Genomic DNA, 16288 nt, shown 5'->3' on the forward strand with positions numbered 1-16288 from the left:
CGTGACGACTCTCGCTTACAGGGGGCGCACCGAAGGTGCAACGATGGTCGCGGTGCCACGGACCGATTGGTCCAGACTTTTCGGCCGGAGCATCTCGATGCCGAGGATTCGACGGGTGAACGGCCATTGGCATCGAGCGCAGACTGGACTGTATAGTCCGCGAAGACTATTACTGCGGTAGTACCAGGTCATGAGGCCGCACCCGGACCGTCGCTACCAGGATCTACAGGAAGACGCAGCTGATGAATCCCGATCGTGATCGTGTCGTCGCATCCGCCCGAGCTGTCCTTCCGGCCACCGAGCGCCGGCGCACGGACATGACCACCCGTGGCTTCTCGTTCGTCGCCGACGAACCGCACAACGGCGCAGTCGGCGAAGGCCCCACGCCGACGGAGTACCTGTTGATGGCCCTCGCGTCGTGCACCGCTCAGACGCTGCGTCAGTACGTCGACTATAAGTACGACACCGCCGGTGACATCACCGTCGAGATCGACTACCACGAACCCGAGCAGGAGGGGGCAGAGCGTTACCTGCAGCGCACGATCACGCTGAGCGAAGACCCTGACCCCGACGACTTGAAGGTGATGCATGAGATTGCCGACAAGTCGCCGGTGACCCTGCTGATTCAGTTCGCATGGAGCGTGCGGACCGAGTTCGTCGGGCCGCGCTGAACTGACCACGACCGCTTTGGTTGGCGCCCCACCGGCATTCGGCGCCGAAAGTAGGGAGCGGCCGGACCCGGCGTCGTTCACCGCGGCGACCGCGACGGTCGCGTGCGATCCGGGCGGACCGACGGCCAACGACGCGGCGTTGGCACCCGGCAGGTTCCCGGTCCAGAAGGAGTCGGCGACCGCGTCCGAGCGGCGCATGTTCTTGTCAGAACCGTGTCGCCGCACGGTTTGGCGTCGTGGTTACCGCGGTGGACGTCATCACCTCGCCCGAAAGGCCTGGATACTCGGGCAGCGGCGGATCCCCGGGGACGCTCGCCGCGGTCGCCGCCGTGTCCGCCGCCGGAGTGCCAGGCGCCGCTGAGCCTGTTGTCGGCACCGCGGCCAGCACCGCGACCGGTGCCAATGACCAACGGGCCAAGCAACCGCCCCGTCGAGCATAAGAGCGCATGTACGTTCCCTCCCGAGTAACGGCGGGCTACCGCTCGCCTGTCGAGAGTGTGGAAGCCGCCCCTGACGTGCGGCTGGAGACCCAACTCCTGTAGTTGACCCGTACCGCCATAGCCGGCATGACGGCCCCTCAACGCCGGTTGAACGCCCCCTCAATGACCTGGCGGGAGATGAGTTCTCGCGATCCACTCCTACCGTGCCGGCAGTAACGAGCAGCGTCGCAAGATCTATCCGCCATGTGCTACCCGCCGTTGCGCGGCCCGTCTCGCCCGGCCGGCACGACCGTGTTCCACCAGGTCGCACCCATCCCGATCGGGAGTGCAATGCCAAGGGCGGACGCCCGTCGGCTTATGTTGGCGGGATGAAGGTCGACGGCTTGGGGTCGGCCGACTGGCTTCCGACGACCAGACTCGGGGCGACGGCGTGAAGGCGACGCCCATCGCCGAGCACGATGTCGGCCACTCCGGTGAATTGCCCTCGTGCCATCGGCAAGGTGAGGTCCTCGGTAGGAACTTCCGACCGTCCGGGCCCGAGTTCGTACCCACTTTGGTGCTTGACAGGGATCCGAATCCTGAACCGGCTGTGTCCCTCAAGGCGATGGGGCACCTCGTCCCCAGCTTCGCCCATTGACCACGATCGTCCTGTTCGGAACGTCGCGATCCAGGCCCGCACCTCCACGATGGTGATTGCGCCGCGACCCTTGTTGTAAACAGTCACCTCAACCGCGTTGGCGTCGTAGTCCGCCACCGCATCGGCCTCCACCCGCGGGCCCGCCTGGCGGTAGGCGAGAAATGCGACGACAAGGGAGCAGGTGGCCACGATGGCCGCGTAGGTCGCGATGGCCAGCGTCATCCCGACATGGTGGACGAGCGACGCATCAAACGCCAGCTTGCCCTGTCGTAGTCCTGTTAGCGGGTGGTTTGGTCGACTTCGGCCGCGATGATGCGGGCCAACTGCGGGTTTGCTTCGTGTCGCTCCAGCGGTCCGCGGCCGATGCTGAGGTCATCGCAAACCCCATGGATGGGAGAGCACATGACCAGAATCCGTCGGATCCGCCGGCTGGGGATACGGGCACTGCTCACCGCCGTGCTCGTCGGCGCGGGGACGTTGGTGGTGGCGGCACCCGCACAGGCCGCGTTCGTGCCGCGGAGCGACACCACGTACAAGATCGAGTTGGTCGGGTCGGCTCTGAGCTATCAGAAGTGCCTCAACGTCGAGGGTGCCAACACCGCCAACTACACCGAGGTGCAGATGTGGCAGTGCGACCTCGGCTGGAACGCGCAGTGGTCGTTCGAGCCCTACGGCGTCATCTACGGCCGGCAGACCTACCGGATCAAGTCACGGCAGTCGGGCAAGTGCCTCGACGTGCGCGACGGGGTCCACTACCAGAGCCGGATGCAGATATGGAGCTGCGGATCGGGCTGGAACCAGCGGTTCGTCTTCGACGTGAGCCCGCATACCGACCCGGCAATCGTCAAGATCGGCGCGGTTTACACCTACGACAACAACCCGTCGTACCCGCCGTTGTGTGTGACGGCGCTCTCGTCGCTCGACCTCGACATCGGCGTACGCAACGGTGACCGGACGGTCGCCTCGGACTGCAACCAGGACGCGTCCGTCAGCGCGTGGCTCCAGTCGTTCTGGATCCACCCGGCTGCCTGACCGCTAACGGGGGTGGGCGGCGCACCGAGGCCGGTGCGCCGCCCGTTTGGTGCTCCGCGCCGCCGCTGCTGCACAAAAATCGCAGCCGCGGCGTGTCGGATCCGGGCGGTGGTGTTCGTAGCGGGGGTGAGGCCGCCACGAGGCGCGGCGCGACCAACGTCCCGCAAGGAGACACACCTTGACTGCCACGTACACCTTCGACGTCTTCTCCACGCTCGACGGCTTCGCCAACCACAACGGTGACTGGTGCGGCTACTTCGGAAAGCAGGGCCCCGAATTCCTCGCGCATCGTGCCGCTGCCTACCGCGACCCGCTGCGCATGGTGCTCGGGGCCAAGACCTACTCGTCGAACGCGCCGTTCCTCAGGGCAGATTTTGACCGCAGCGTGTTCGACGAGTGGATCACGCGGATGTTCGACTCTCCGGTCACGGTGCTCTCCAGCCGGCTGACCGAGCCGATCGAGTGGCCGGACACGACCATCGAGTCCGGCGATCCGGTCGAAGTGGTCACCCGTCTCAAGGCCGAATCCGACGTGCCGCTGCGCTCCCACGGCAGCCTGACACTCAACCGGGCGCTGCTGAACGCCGGCCTGATCGACACCATCGAGCTGACGGTCTTCCCATTGATCTCCGGGAGGACCGGCGTGGACCGCGTCTTCTACGGTGCCGACGACTTCGACCTCGAACTGCTCGAGGCCCGGACCTTCGACCGCCACACGCAGGTGCTGACCTACCGGCCGACCCCCCACCGTTGATCGGCGAAGGGGGTCATCCGTAGACGAGTCCCATGGCGTCGGTATGGCCCGGCCAGCTGAGGTTCAGGTGCCAGCACCCATGTTGGGGAAGGTCGATGATGGAGGGGCCGGGACCGCCCGGAACGCGGCGCGTCACGGATACGTCCGAATCGTCGAGCTTCGCCTCGATCACGAGATCGCCGGGCGGGGCTTCGACCTTCGACACCCAAAGAATCTTGTTGGACGAGCCGTCCGGCCTGGAGACGGCAAGCGGGTACCCGAAGATCGCCGCGACGATGTCTCCCCGGTCGCCCATGGCGTGCGGCATGCTCGAGTCTCCGGAGAATCCGGCTCTGGCCCACTCGGGCAGCGGGCCGAAATCGATCGGGGACGCGCAGGTCGTGCGAGTCGGGCTTGGCGTCGCCGGCGCGGGCGACGCCACACCCGCCGACGAGTCGCTGCTGGTGCACCCAGCAAGGAGAACAACGGTCGAGACGAGCAGGCCGATAGGCAGCAGAGATCTCACACACTCAAGAGTCGCCGTGGAGGCATCAAGGTTCCCGCTTGGCGGGCGGACGCGGGTCGGAGAATCAGGTCGAAGCGATCACACCATCGTCGTCATCCGGCCGTAGCTGCGACTCGCTTACGGACCGGGGCCCCGGGCTGGAGATGTCGACAGCGATCCGCCAGCGACCGTCTGCCTCCCGCCTCCACAGCGTCAGATACCGGAAGGTTGTCACCCCTTCGCCTATGGCGACGACGACCCTACCCCGCAGGTAGCCCAGGTCGCCGTCGCTGCCCGTATCGTCCACATGCACCGTGCGTCGTACCCCGGCCGCGGTCGCTCTTTCAGCGGCGCGCAGCCAGAACCGCTCGATCGCCGGGCGCCCCTCGATCGTCTCCATTTCCGTCCCGATCAGGCGGGCGTCGTGCGTGTAGTACGCGGCGACAGCGCGGTAGTCGCCCTCGTTGAAAACCGTCTCCCAGTAGCGGACGAAATCCCGCACCGTCTTGGCTTCCAGATCCGCGAGACCTGACATCGACCTACCCCTCCGTTCGACTCACCATATGTTGACCGCTCGCCCTGTTCGAGGAGAAGCGACGAGATCGCGGCCGCGGTCTCGCCGCGCACTGTCCTCGACCGCACTAGACAGCGGTCATCCGAGCGCGGCGACCAGTCCGTCAGCCAGGCCGCCGCGCCAACAGGCGAGGTCGTGTCCACCTTCGTACTCTCGGTAAAGGACCTCCTTCGCGGAGCCCGTCAGGGCGTCGCGGAACGACCGGGCTGAGTCCAGGAGGGCACCTTCTGTCGAGCCGGCCTCCAGGAAATAGCGCGTGCTGCCGTTCGCCGGCCGCTCGACGTGGCTGTCGATGACGTCGCGCCCGGACAGCCCACCGCCGGCGTCGCCGGGCCACCACAGTGCCGGCGACTGGCCGATCATCCAGCCAACGAGTTCGGGACGTGAACGGGCCAGGTGCGCGGCGGCGATTGCGCCGAGGCTCTGCCCGGCGACGATCAGGTCTCCCGGGCGAGCCGACACCGACCAGCTCGCCCGCAGCCAAGGGAGCAGTGTTTCCCACACCAACGGCTCGAACACGCTCGGGTACGTCAGTTGGCGCCATCGCTCGGGGCCGCGTCCCGACTCGATTCCCGCGACGACGATCGGCGGTATCCGGCCGGCGGCGATGAGGTTGTCGAAGGTGGCCGCAACGTCCACATTGGCCCACATGCCGGCATCGAACATCACCAGAACTGGGTACGCCACGGTGGCTCGGTGCCCGCGAGGCAGGTAGAGATGCACCTGGGTCGGGGTGCCCGCGGACGAGACGACAGCATGTCGGGACGTCGAACCCGCGGGTACGCCCGCCTGCCGAACCTGCCAGGGCTGCGTCGGTGCCTCAGGAAGTTCGAGGACCGACGCCTGGCGGGCGTTGCCAAACGTCACTCCGGCGGGGAGGGTCTTCGGGTTGGTGGGGTCAGGCAGGCCGCGATGGCAGATCTCGGCCCACCGCTCGGGTGAGGGCTGCCCCACCCGACCGTCGTCCGGGATCGGGCAGATCTGATACGAGGTCCGCAGTGCCGACGGCAGCGTCAACGTCAGCTCCCAGCCCTCGCCGTGCTCGCCACGGTCCATCATGTAGCGATCGAGGTCCCCGGTGTCGAAGGCGGCGTCGGTGTGCGAGACCAGGCGCACCAGCACCGCTCGAGAAGGCTCGACCGAGCTGTGGTCGCGCCAGGTGAAGGTCACGTCGTGGAAGCCGGGCTGGTTACTTGGCTCGATCCGCATGCCGAATCCCTCGGGTTGGAAGGATACGGTCGTAACATGAGACAAGGTGTTTCATCCAGGCTCACTCGTGGATAGCCGGTTACTGCAGACCGCGACCGCCCTGCTCGCCGAGAGAGGCTGGTCCGCGCTGAGCATGGAAGCCATCGCCGAGCGTGCGGGCGTGTCGCGCGCGACCGTCTGGCGGCATGGACTGACCCGCGGCGCGGTCGAGCGGGTGCTTCGCCAGCGCCTCGCCGCCGACTACCAGGATCTGGTCTGCCGGCAGGTCTCCACGGACCGGTCGGCCGAACAGCAGCTGACCTCCGCGTTGATCAGCCTGTGTGCCGTCGCCGAACGCAACCTGCCGTTGCTGGCCCACACCGAGACCGCGTTCCACGGCCCCGACCTGGATGCCGCGGGCATCTCGCTCGACTATTTCGGCCCGTGGTTGCGGATCCTCGAGCAAGCCGCCGCTGACGGGAGCATTCCCGTTCCCGAGGATCGCGTAACGTTCATCGCCACGGTGACGAACATGGTGTTGCTCACCTATGTCCACACCCGCGCACACCACGCCGACGCCTACCCCACGCCCGAGCACACGGCGCGGTCGATTGTGGACCTGGCCACCCGCGGCTTCCTTCCGTCGTCGTAGGTCGACGCGAAGCCACGGCCCTGGGTCGCTCGACCACATGATCGCGCGCGCGAGCATCTAACTCACCGCGACCAGCTTCCGGCTCCCTGGCGCGATGCGGCAGTGGTCGGCACCTACACGCTGCGGCTCGCACCCTCTGAGAGCTCGCGATCGGCGCGCGCGACGGTCGCTACGTTCCCGCGTGAGCTCCGTCGGCTTGGTCCCAGCCGATCGACAGCTTCCACCATCTCGGACGACGGCAGATTGAGGACGCACTCCCGGTTCGGATCAGGATCTCCGTGGTCTCGTCCAGACCAACACGGGAATCGATGTCAAGGCCGATCACGCATAGCCATACGGCTTCCGCGGCCGATAGGAAGCGTTCAAGATGCCGATATCGCCGGCGCTGGGCATCAGGTCGGCGGCCGCCACCGCGCTGTCGATGTGGCCGTTCCTCGTGGCACCGACGACCGGGGCGGTGCTGTTCACGACCCACGACAACGTGTCGATGTCGTTTTGAGGCGCGTTTCAGGCCGGGGGAAGCATGCCGTAAGCGGGCTTTCCCTGCCATTCGTACGCGGCGAACAGCACACCGGAGTCCGTGGTGCTCGAGTCGGTGAGCCGCAGCCCGGCCGGGGTGGTTCCGTCCGCGAACAGCCGCTTTCCTTCGCCGAGGACCACCGGGAAGATCAGCAGGCGGTACTCGTCCACAAGCTCGGCTTCCTGCAGTGTTCGAAGAAGGTCGCTGCTGCCCTGCACGAGAATCTCGCCGTCGGTGGTGGCTTTGAGCTCGGCCACCGTCTGCGCCGCCTCTCCGACAAGAACTCGTGTGTTATTCCATTCCGCCTCCATCGGCGAGCGCGTGGCGACATACTTCGACATATTGTTGATCTTCGCGCCGCCGTCCTCGTCCGACACCTTCGGCCAATACGAGTTGAGGATCTCGTAGGACTTCCGGCCCAGCAGCATTCCGTCGGACCGATCGAATACGTCACCCATGATTCGTCCGAATCCCTCGTCGACGTGCGGGGTCAGCCAGCCGCCGTGCGGAAAGTCGTTCGAGTCGTCCTCCCCTCGCCCGCCCGGACCTTGCATGACACCGTCCAACGACAGAAAGGTCGATACCACCAGCTTGCTCGCCATCGCGAACCTCCTCGCGTCGTGCCAACACCGAATCGAGCCACCCGCGAACCGGCCGGCCGTGACGGGGGCCCACGGAGTCTGGCCAGCCGCGGCACATGACAGGCACATGGTTGGCACATTCTGACGTTGCGCCGGTGCTACGTAGACGGGCCTCCGTCGCGGCGCCGCCGCACCGCCGAAACACCTGATCGCCGATCCGATGTCCGGGCGAGCTGGCGAAGCAGAAGCTGATGGAACGCTAAGAGAGCCGGAGAACGGTCGGCGGCACGTGTCGTCGCGTAGACCTCGCGGAAGAGCCGAGCCGGCCTTTCGATCGGCAGAAGCGTCACCGCCCGTGGCACGCTCGCCGGGGCCGGCAGCATCGCGACGCCGAGGTCGGCGGCAACCAGGTGCAAGGTGACCGCCGTGCTGTCGACCCGCGACGTGATGTCGGGTTCGAAGCCGGCCGCCCGACAGGCCAGTTCGGTCATGGCTTGGAACTGCGCGTCTGTGCGGGTTGCGATCCACGCCTCGGCCGCGTAGTCGACCAGGCGTGCCCCTGTGGGTTGTGCCGGACGCAGCCGTGGCGGGACTGCGAGGAACAGTCGCTCGCGGGCCAGGGGTCGCTGTGACAGCGCGTTCAGGTCGGGCCGCGTCAGCGGCGTGTACTGGCTCGTCACCGCCAGGTCGACGGTGCCGGCTCGCAAGGCTGGAAGGGCGTCCTCGGGTTCCAGTTCGCTGAAGGACAGCCGCACGCCGGGATGCTGCCGGCGGAATGCCGCCAGGGCCGGGACGACGAAGGTCGCGGACGTGGCATACGCGGCCACCCGCAGACAACCGCCGCTCAGCTCGGCGGCGTCACGGGCGGCGCGTTCAGCCTCGGCGAGCTCCGCCAGGACACGGTGGGACCGCTCTGCCAGCACCAGTCCGGCTTCGGTCAACCGGACGCTGCGGGGCGACCGCTCCAGCAGCGCCACACCGACCTCGCGCTCAAGGGCCTTCAGTTGCTGCGACGCCGCCGCGGCCGTGCACCCGGCACGCTCCGCCGCGGCGGCGATCGTCCCGGCGGCGGCCAAGTCCCGCAGGAGACGGAGCTTGCGAGCGTCGAGCATAAGAAAACCTTAGCCTCACCCTGACTTTCCCTATCTGGTTGCGCACATCGTCGGGCCATACGGTGGGCCCACGAACGGGAGGGCTGTCATGACCTTTGCTGAAAGAACGGTGGGATCACCGGACGCCCGCGATCTGGCCAGAGCCGCGACGCGAATCCGCTCGCTCCTGGCGCCGACGCCGTTGGTGGATACCGACGCCGCTTCAGGCGCCGCTCTCAAGCTGGAGTGCTGGCAACCCACCGGCTCGTTCAAGGTGAGAGGGGCGTTGTGGAGCCTGACCGAGCTGAACGCCGCGCAGCGAACCGCGGGCGTCGTGACGGCGTCGGCGGGCAACCATGCCTTGGGCATCGCGTATGCCGCCGAGAGGCTCGGGGTCGAGGCGACGGTGGTCGTGCCGACAACCGCGTCCCCGGCCAAGGTTCGAGCCCTCCGCGGACGCCGGGTTCGTCTCGTCGAACACGGCACCGACTTCGAGGCGGCCGAACGCCACGCGCTGGATCTGGCAGCGGAGGGTCGGACCTACATATCCGCCTACAACGACACCGCGGTCATAGCCGGACAGGCGAGCATCGCCTCGGAACTGCGGGCACAGGCTGCGGGTCCGTTGACCGTGGTGGCACCCGTGGGTGGCGGTGGGCTGGTCGCGGGACTGTGTCTGGTCGCCGCCCAAGACCCGGAGATGCGGATCGTTGGCGTCGAATCCGCGTCGTCCAATGCGTTGTCGGCAGCGGTCGCGGCGGGCCGGGTCGTGCCGGTCGAGGTCGGTGCCACCGTGGCCGACGGTCTGGCCGGCAACCTCGAGCCAGGCAGCGTGACCCCGTCCATCGTCGCCGAACATGTGTACGCGCTCACCGCGGTGACCGAGCCGGAGATCGAGTCCGCGATGCGATTCCTCGCCGCGCACCACGGCCTGATGGTGGAAGGCGCCGGCGCCGTCGCCCTGGCCGCGGTGCTCGCCGGCAAGATCGACGGGGTCGGTCGCGTCGTCGCTCTGGTCACGGGCCGCAATGTCGCGTTGCCGGTGGCGGCCCGCGTCTTGAGGGGCGCCGGGGGCGCGGCATGACAGAGAGCCCCGGCGCCCGGACCCGAGAACCTGTTCTGACCCTCCTGGACGACGGCTACCTGACCGACCTGCGTACGGCCGCCGCCGGCGCGATCGCCGCCCTGGCGCCCTGGCCCTGCCGGACAGCTCCACCGCCACCGTCGTCGGGACCGGTGGACAGGCCCGCTACCAGGTCCTGGGCCTCCTGCACGTGCGCCGGCCACACGGTCTCGAGTCTGTTAGGCGACGACAGCAGAGCTGCGACCTAGATCATCTTTTCGTACGATATGCGCCCGGCTGGCGACGAGCCCACACCGACCTTGCGGGTCGACCAACGCCATCGGCTGCTGAACGGCCGCGGCGTAGTACGCGACGACACGCCCTACCGCGGCCGAGATGTCGTTGCGCGACGCTTCCGCCGCCGCCTCCGTCGCGCACAGCCCGACCAGGTCGTAGCACGAGAAGCGGCCGGAGTCGTCCACCTCCAGCAGGTGTGCGTCTGCCAGCCGTTCGAGGACCCGTTCGGCCCGGTCCGCGGGCCGGCCGAGCAGCGCGGCGGCGGTGGCGACATCGATCGTGCGGAGCCGAAGGACGCCCATCAGCATCAGCGCCCGCGCCGCCTCTTGATCAACGTCATCGGCGCTGCTCAGCAGTGCGCTGTGGGAGACTTCGATGCTGCTTCGCAGGCAGACCTCACCCACGGCGAGTTCGGCAAGGCGCCGGTTGGGATCGCACAGCCGGTCCACCAGGTCCGCGACGGTCCAACCTGGACGGTTTCTGAGTCGGGTTGCCGCGAGATGGATGGCCAACGGCAGGTGATCGCAGAGCGCGGCGAGTTTTCGCACCTGCGGGCCCAACCCGCGGCCGTCGACGAGCCGCTCCACCAACAGTCGTGCGTCGTCGGGCGCGAGCGGCCGCACCTCGAGGTGGGTCGCGCCGGGCAGAGTAGCGAGCCGACGGCGGCTGGTGATGATCACGTTGGTGCCACCACCGCCCGGCAGGAGCGAACTGACCTGCCCGACCGAGGAGGCGTTGTCGAGCACGACGAGCATGCGACGGTTCGCGATCAAGCTCCGGTAAAGCGCCGCGGCCTCCTCCGTGTTTTGCGGTACGTCCGCGACGGAAACGCCTAACGCGCGCAGGAACCGGCCGAGGCACTCCGCCGCGGTCAGCGGCGCTACGCCTGGTGACGCTCCGTGCAGGTTGACGTAGAGCTCGCCATCGGGGAAACGCGACACGTTGCCGGCCGCGCGGATGACGAGGGCCGACTTGCCCGCGCCGGCGGGGCCGTGTACGACGACGACCGGGCTGCCTCGGGCCAGGATCCGGTTCAGGTCGGTCAGCTCGGCACCGCGTCCCACGAACGTCTCGACATCGAGCGGGAGCTGGTGCGGCACCGTCGCGGCGGTTCCGCGAGCCAGCAGGGAAGGGTCCGCCTTGAGTATCCGGCTGTGCAAGTCGCGCACCGGAACGCTCGGCTCCATGCCGATCTCGTCGGTCAGGCGCTCTCGCAGCCGCTGGTAGGCCCGCAGCGCCTCGGCCTGCCGGCCGTCACGGTAGAGGGCGAGCATCAACTGTTCCCACAGTCGCTCACGCAGCGGGTGACGGGTCACCCAACCACGGAGTTCACGTAGCGCTTCGCTGTGCCGCCCGGCCGCCAGCCTCGCGGCCAGGAGATCCTCGACCGCGCCCAGACGCAGTTCCTCGAAGCGACAAATGGTGGCGTCGAGAAGGTCGCAGGATGGCTGGACGTCTTCGAACGGCCGACCGCGCCAAAGCGTCAACGCCGACTCGAGCAAGGAGACGCGCACATCCTCGGCGCCCCGCCTGGCGGCGTCTCCGGCACGGGCGATCAGCCTCTCGAACCGAATCGCGTCGACGCCATCGGTGTCGATGTCGATGGCATAACCGTTCGGCGCGGTACGTATCGGCGCCTTCGACGGCGCATCAGGCGATAGCGCGGCCCGTAACGCCGACACGTAGGTCTTGAGGTTGGAGCGGGCCGACGGCACGGGTGAGTCGCCCCAGAGGCAGTCGATGAGCCTCTCCGTGGACACCACGCGGTTGGCGTGGATCGCCAGGAGCGCCAGCAGGAGCCGCACTTTCGGTCGACCAACCTCGATCGTCCGCCCGCCCCAGCCGACCGACAGCGGCCCAAGAACCAGCAACTCCACGGCATCAAGATCCCATCAGCCCGATTCTCAACTCTGAATACGCGCGATGATGATGATCGTTGCGCAGGTCGGCTCGGGTAGCCAGGCGCTCGAACGAATCCGAACGACTTCGGACTGCTCCGGAATGCACTGGAGACATCGGATCACGCGGCCTAATGTCGGATCGTGTCGGTAACGAATCAGCCCCTCGAACCGGCGGAACAGCCTGATCCGTCGACCGTGACGGACGTCGCGTCTTTCGTGCGCGATCTGCGACGCCTTCGCGTCTGGGCTGGTTCACCGTCGCTGACCACGCTGCAACGACGCACCGGCATCCCCCGCACGACCATCCACGACAGCCTGGATCCTCGACGGCGGAAACTGCCGCCATTCGAGTTCGTGGGTCACTTCGTGACTGCCTGCGGCGTAGACGAGGACCAGGCCAATCGGTGGACCGAGGCCTGGCGTCGCGTCGGCCTCGGCTCGGCGAATGAACCCGACAGGCCCGACGACCATCCGCACATTCAACAGCAGCTTCCCCCCACACCGCGGACGTTCGTCGGCCGTGCGGCAGAGCTCGCTGCCCTTTCGGATCTGATGTCCGGCGCCGCGCCGGCGCCCATCGTCGTCATCTCCGGCCCCGGCGGGGCTGGAAAGACCTGGCTCGCGCTGCGCTGGGCGTACGACCATCTCGATGATTTCCCAGACGGGGCCATGCACCTGTCGTTGCGCGGTTTCGATCCCGGCGGCCAACCGGTGACGGTCGAGGCCGCCACCCGGACGCTGCTGCAGTCGCTGGGCGTGGCGCCCGCGGCGATTCCGACGGACTGCGACGCGCGCGTCGCGCTCTATCGCAGCCTTCTCGCCGGCCGGCGGATGGTGCTGGTCCTCGACGACGCCCGCGATGCCGCGCAGGTGCGGTCGCTGCTGCCGGGCACGTCGTCTTGCACGGTGCTGGTGACGAGCCGGCGCCCGCTGCAAGGCCTCGCAATCTCCGCCGGCGCTACCGCGTTCCCGCTTCCGCTGCTCGACGACGCCGCGGCGGAGGCGATACTGACGGGAGAGGCTCCGGAGGGTTCGACGCGCGCCGAGCACGCCGCTCTGACCGCCCTGATCAGCTGGTGCGGCGGCCTGCCGCTGGCCCTGGGCATCATCGCGGCCCGACTGCGCGGACCTTCTGCCCCGTCGCCGACCGCGCTGGCCGACGAGTTGCGCGACGCGTCGCTGCGCCTCGACGCACTGGCCACCGACGACCTCGACACCAACCTGCGTACGGTGATCGGCTGTTCATTCCGCGCCCTCAGCGGCACGGCGGCCCGACTGTTCGCTCTCATCGGGCTCGTCCCGTTCGACGAACTCGGCGTGGACGCGGCATCAGCGCTCCTCGGAACCGGCCACACCGGCACGCTCGCCGCCCTCCGAGAGCTCGTGACCATCAACCTGGCCGACGAACCTCGACCACATCGATTCCGCATGCACGACCTCGTCCGGCTCTACGCGAACGAATGCGCGGACACGTTGCCCGCGGAGGAGGCGGGCGCGGCACGACTGCGGCTGGTGCGCTACTACACGCTCACCGCGTACGCGGCAGAGCGGCTGCTCGACCCCCGCCGTCCCGCGATCACCGCCCCCCGAGCCCTGCCCGGCGTCGTGCCGACCCCGCTCACCGACGAGCATGCGGCCTCGCGGTGGCTCGACCTGGAGCATCGCAACGTCGGCGCCGTGCAAGCCATCGCGGCCGGCGACGGCCAACCGTTGACGGCAATACAACTGGGCTGGTCGCTGGTCAACTATCACCGCACCCACGGGCAGCGACAGGCACAGGTCGACCTTTGGCGGACCGGCCTGCGGGCAGCGGTGCAGCTCGGCGGCCCCACCGAGCAGGCACTGGCACACCGCTACCTCGGCCACGCGCTGGCCGGCGTCGAGCGATACGCCGAAGCGACCACCCACCTGGACGAGGCACTGTCCAGATTCGACGGTCTCGGTGACGTCACGGCGCTCGCACATACCCACCACGCCTACAGTTGGGTCCGCGGACAACAGGGAGACGACCGCAGCGCGCTGGAGCACGCCGAACAGGCGCTTGCCCTGTTCAAGAAGCTCCACGACCCGAGTTGGACCGCCGACGCTCTCAACTCGGCCGGCTGGTACCACGCCCAACTCGGCCGCCTCGATCGCGCTCAGGACTACGCCGAGAGCGCACTGCGGATCAGCCGTCACATCGGCTACCGCGAGGGCGAGGCATACACATTGGACACGATTGCTTTTCTGGCCCTGCGGCGCGGCGACAACGCCGGCGCGGCATGTCACTACGAGCAGGCGCTCGCGGTCTTCATCGAGCTCGACAACCTGGTGATGCAGGCAGACGCGCTGGGCCAGCTGGCCGACGCCTACGAGGCTCTCGGTCGCGGCGCGGCCGCACGCTGCGCGCGACACGAAGCCGACCGCCTGGGCGTGGTGCTGGGGCGCGGCGCCCGGGTCGACCGGCAGGTGGACGAAGCGGACCCGCTCGACGAGGAAGCGGCCCACGCACCCGACGGCACATCACCGGCCTGACGGCATGGGCCGCACGGGGTTCCTGGGTTGCCGGGACAACGCTTGCGCACACCCCGAGCAACCCGAAGCGCCCTGGTTGAGGACTTGCGGTCCACAACCAGGGCGATCTTCGTGCGATCTCAGACGGCCGCGGGGTGGATGACGATGTCGTCCTTGCGGGTGCGGGCGTAGATCTTGACGAGGCTGTCCTGCGCGGGCACCGAGTTGCGCACCGAGCCCTTGGTGCTCTCGGCGTCGACCGAGGCGCCTACGCCGGCGACCACGCCGACCTCGATGCCGCCCGCGGCGTTCGTCAGCTCCGCGTAACCCTGGGCCAGCTGGCCGATCCGGATCGGGCAGTTGGCGGCCTTGATGATCACGTCGCCCTCGGCGCGGTCGATCTCGAAGCCGTCGGCGCCGGCCCCGGTCAGGTGGACGTCGGAGCGGGCGTGGCCGATCCACACCGGGCCGGACGAGCCCGTGTAGGTGACGAGCCCGGCGACCTCGCCGATCCGTACGCCGGCAGCCGCCCCTTCGATGTTGGCGGTGCCGGCCACGTGCCCGATCGCGACCTCACCGGCCGCGAGTTGACCCCGCAGCGCGGCGACCCTGTCGACCTCGATCCGGCCCGATGCGATGTTGAGCTCGCAGCTACCGAACGTGCCGTCGGCCCGCACCTGCGACCAGGCCGTGTTCAGCACGAGCTGCGAACCGGCCGGCAGCTCGACCGTGATCGCGACGGAGCCGTCCTTGTCGCCCGCCTTTTTCGTCTCGATCGACAGGCGGCCGGCGGCGAAGTCGACCTTGGTCTGCTCGGCAACCTTCACGTGCGACTTGTTGGTGCGGTCGATCGGCTCGACGCGCACGACCGTGTCGGACCGCTCGCTCGCGGCGACCCGCACCTGGGCGCCCGCGGTGGTCAGAGTGGCGGTGATGGGCTGCGGGGTGGCGAAGGCGGTCATGTCAGTCTCCCTTGTCGTTCATCGTGGCTGATGGAACGACAATCGCCGGCCCGCCTGACACGCCGCCGACACGGCGCTGACACCGGCCTGCCGTCACGGCCGAGCAGCTCGCGGTGCCAGCTCTCCGCGCGGCGGGCAGGTAGCTCGGCAGGTCGGTCATGGCCGGCCCACGATCAAACGCATCGAACCGGCAAACTCGGATTGGGTACGCAGGTGCCCGTAACGGGCGTCCCAGGCACCGGACGCGAGGTCGGCGCCGAGCCGGTCGACCGCCCGCGTGATCGCCGCCTCGTCGACGAAGCCCCAGGCCGACTGCGCCGCCCGGACCTTCGGGTCCAGGAACATCTCCGGGCGCGCGTAGTAGGCCTCGGTGAACCCGTCCACGCAGTCGATCGGGATCGGCACCTCGACCACCGCGGCGGTGGAGCCGATCGCGGCCGCGATGGTGGAGATCGCCGGGTAGCGGCGGCGTTCCGCGGTCATCAACTCCGGGGCGTAGTCGGCCAGCCAGAACCGGTCCAGGGCGACACCGTCGAAGGTCAGCACGAGCACCGGGCCGCGGCCGACCCGGCGGAGTTCGGCCAGGCCGCGGGCGGTGTCCGCCCACTGGTGCACGGTGACGCTGGCCAGCACCGCGTCGAAGGAGTCGTCGTCGAACGGCAGGTGCTCGGCGCTGGCGTCCAGAGCGGGCACCGCCGTCGCTGGCCGCTGTGCGCGCATCCGCGCCGACGGCTCGACCGCCACGACGTAGCGGTCGGTGGGTTCGTAGGAGCCGGCGCCCGCGCCGACGTTGAGGACGGTCCGGGCATCGCCCATGGCCGCGTGGATCATTGCCGCGATCCGAGGATCCGGGCGCCGCTGGACGGCGTACCCGTGGCCCTTGGTCTCGTAGTCGAAGTCGCCCTTGAGCATGCCGCGACGCTAAACCCGCACCCTTGGGTACAGGTC

Annotated in this window: 16 protein-coding genes; 7 read left to right on the forward strand and 9 right to left on the reverse strand. The window is 68.5% G+C overall.

The window, feature by feature from the left end; genetic code table 11:
- Positions 1-242: 242 nt before the first annotated feature.
- A complete protein-coding gene (locus AB0J74_RS20700) occupies positions 243-671 on the forward strand; it encodes an OsmC family protein (protein WP_363450156.1) in 429 nt (142 codons plus the stop codon).
- Between the two features lie 795 nt (positions 672-1466).
- On the opposite strand, the gene AB0J74_RS20705 is transcribed toward AB0J74_RS20700, so the two are convergent.
- The gene (locus AB0J74_RS20705; RefSeq protein WP_363450158.1) at positions 1467-1970 is read right to left on the reverse strand and encodes a hypothetical protein; all 504 of its coding nucleotides are present in this window, start codon (positions 1968-1970) and stop codon (positions 1467-1469) included.
- A gap of 180 nt (positions 1971-2150) precedes the next feature.
- Here AB0J74_RS20705 and AB0J74_RS20710 point away from each other — a divergent pair, with 180 nt between their 5' ends.
- Positions 2151-2780 carry an RICIN domain-containing protein gene (locus AB0J74_RS20710; RefSeq protein WP_363450160.1) on the forward strand — a complete coding sequence of 210 codons (630 nt, stop codon included), beginning with the start codon at positions 2151-2153 and terminating at the stop codon, positions 2778-2780.
- Positions 2781-2958: 178 nt separating this feature from the next.
- Positions 2959-3534, forward strand: a complete 576-nt coding sequence (locus AB0J74_RS20715; protein ID WP_363450162.1) for a dihydrofolate reductase family protein — start codon at positions 2959-2961, stop codon at positions 3532-3534.
- 13 nt (positions 3535-3547) lie between these two features.
- Here the strand turns inward: AB0J74_RS20715 and AB0J74_RS20720 are convergent, their stop codons facing one another.
- The 3 genes from AB0J74_RS20720 to AB0J74_RS20730 all read right to left on the reverse strand — a co-directional run bounded on the left by AB0J74_RS20720 (position 3548) and on the right by AB0J74_RS20730 (position 5801).
- Complete coding sequence (locus AB0J74_RS20720) at positions 3548-4039, reverse strand: hypothetical protein (RefSeq protein ID WP_363450164.1); 492 nt, start codon at positions 4037-4039, stop codon at positions 3548-3550.
- Positions 4040-4103: 64 nt separating this feature from the next.
- Positions 4104-4553: a DUF4440 domain-containing protein gene (locus AB0J74_RS20725; RefSeq protein ID WP_363450166.1), complete on the reverse strand. Its 450-nt coding sequence runs from the start codon at positions 4551-4553 to the stop codon at positions 4104-4106.
- Positions 4554-4670: 117 nt separating this feature from the next.
- Positions 4671-5801 (reverse strand): alpha/beta hydrolase-fold protein, encoded by a 1131-nt coding sequence (locus AB0J74_RS20730; protein WP_363450168.1) that lies wholly within the window; start codon positions 5799-5801, stop codon positions 4671-4673.
- 67 nt (positions 5802-5868) lie between these two features.
- Here AB0J74_RS20730 and AB0J74_RS20735 point away from each other — a divergent pair, with 67 nt between their 5' ends.
- Together AB0J74_RS20735 and AB0J74_RS20740 are read left to right on the forward strand one after the other, a co-directional pair.
- The gene (locus AB0J74_RS20735) at positions 5869-6432 is read left to right on the forward strand and encodes a helix-turn-helix domain-containing protein (RefSeq protein WP_363450170.1); all 564 of its coding nucleotides are present in this window, start codon (positions 5869-5871) and stop codon (positions 6430-6432) included.
- Between the two features lie 367 nt (positions 6433-6799).
- Complete coding sequence (locus tag AB0J74_RS20740) at positions 6800-6931, forward strand: hypothetical protein (RefSeq protein ID WP_363450172.1); 132 nt, start codon at positions 6800-6802, stop codon at positions 6929-6931.
- Positions 6932-6939: 8 nt separating this feature from the next.
- Here the strand turns inward: AB0J74_RS20740 and AB0J74_RS20745 are convergent, their stop codons facing one another.
- Both AB0J74_RS20745 and AB0J74_RS20750 read right to left on the reverse strand, forming a co-directional pair.
- Entirely contained in the window at positions 6940-7554 is a 615-nt protein-coding gene (locus AB0J74_RS20745) for a dihydrofolate reductase family protein (protein ID WP_363450174.1), read from the reverse strand.
- A 137-nt stretch (positions 7555-7691) separates the two neighbouring features.
- Positions 7692-8645, reverse strand: coding sequence for a LysR family transcriptional regulator (locus tag AB0J74_RS20750; protein ID WP_363450176.1), 954 nt, complete (start codon positions 8643-8645; stop codon positions 7692-7694).
- A gap of 88 nt (positions 8646-8733) precedes the next feature.
- On the opposite strand from AB0J74_RS20750, the gene AB0J74_RS20755 reads away from it, so the two are divergent.
- Complete coding sequence (locus tag AB0J74_RS20755) at positions 8734-9708, forward strand: pyridoxal-phosphate dependent enzyme (RefSeq protein WP_363450178.1); 975 nt, start codon at positions 8734-8736, stop codon at positions 9706-9708.
- Positions 9709-9926: 218 nt separating this feature from the next.
- Here AB0J74_RS20755 and AB0J74_RS20760 read toward each other — a convergent pair whose 3' ends face one another.
- On the reverse strand, positions 9927-11861 hold the full coding sequence (locus AB0J74_RS20760; protein ID WP_363450180.1) for a BTAD domain-containing putative transcriptional regulator: 1935 nt from the start codon (positions 11859-11861) through the stop codon (positions 9927-9929).
- Between the two features lie 576 nt (positions 11862-12437).
- On the opposite strand from AB0J74_RS20760, the gene AB0J74_RS20765 reads away from it, so the two are divergent.
- Positions 12438-14399, forward strand: coding sequence for a tetratricopeptide repeat protein (locus AB0J74_RS20765; protein WP_363450182.1), 1962 nt, complete (start codon positions 12438-12440; stop codon positions 14397-14399).
- Positions 14400-14518: 119 nt separating this feature from the next.
- Here the strand turns inward: AB0J74_RS20765 and AB0J74_RS20770 are convergent, their stop codons facing one another.
- Entirely contained in the window at positions 14519-15340 is an 822-nt protein-coding gene (locus AB0J74_RS20770; RefSeq protein ID WP_363450184.1) for a hypothetical protein, read from the reverse strand.
- 156 nt (positions 15341-15496) lie between these two features.
- The gene (locus AB0J74_RS20775; RefSeq protein ID WP_363450186.1) at positions 15497-16252 is read right to left on the reverse strand and encodes a class I SAM-dependent methyltransferase; all 756 of its coding nucleotides are present in this window, start codon (positions 16250-16252) and stop codon (positions 15497-15499) included.
- Between the last annotated feature and the right edge of the window lie 36 nt (positions 16253-16288).

It is taken from the genome of Asanoa sp. NPDC049573 (genome assembly GCF_040676615.1).
Classification (GTDB): Bacteria; Actinomycetota; Actinomycetes; order Mycobacteriales; family Micromonosporaceae; genus Asanoa.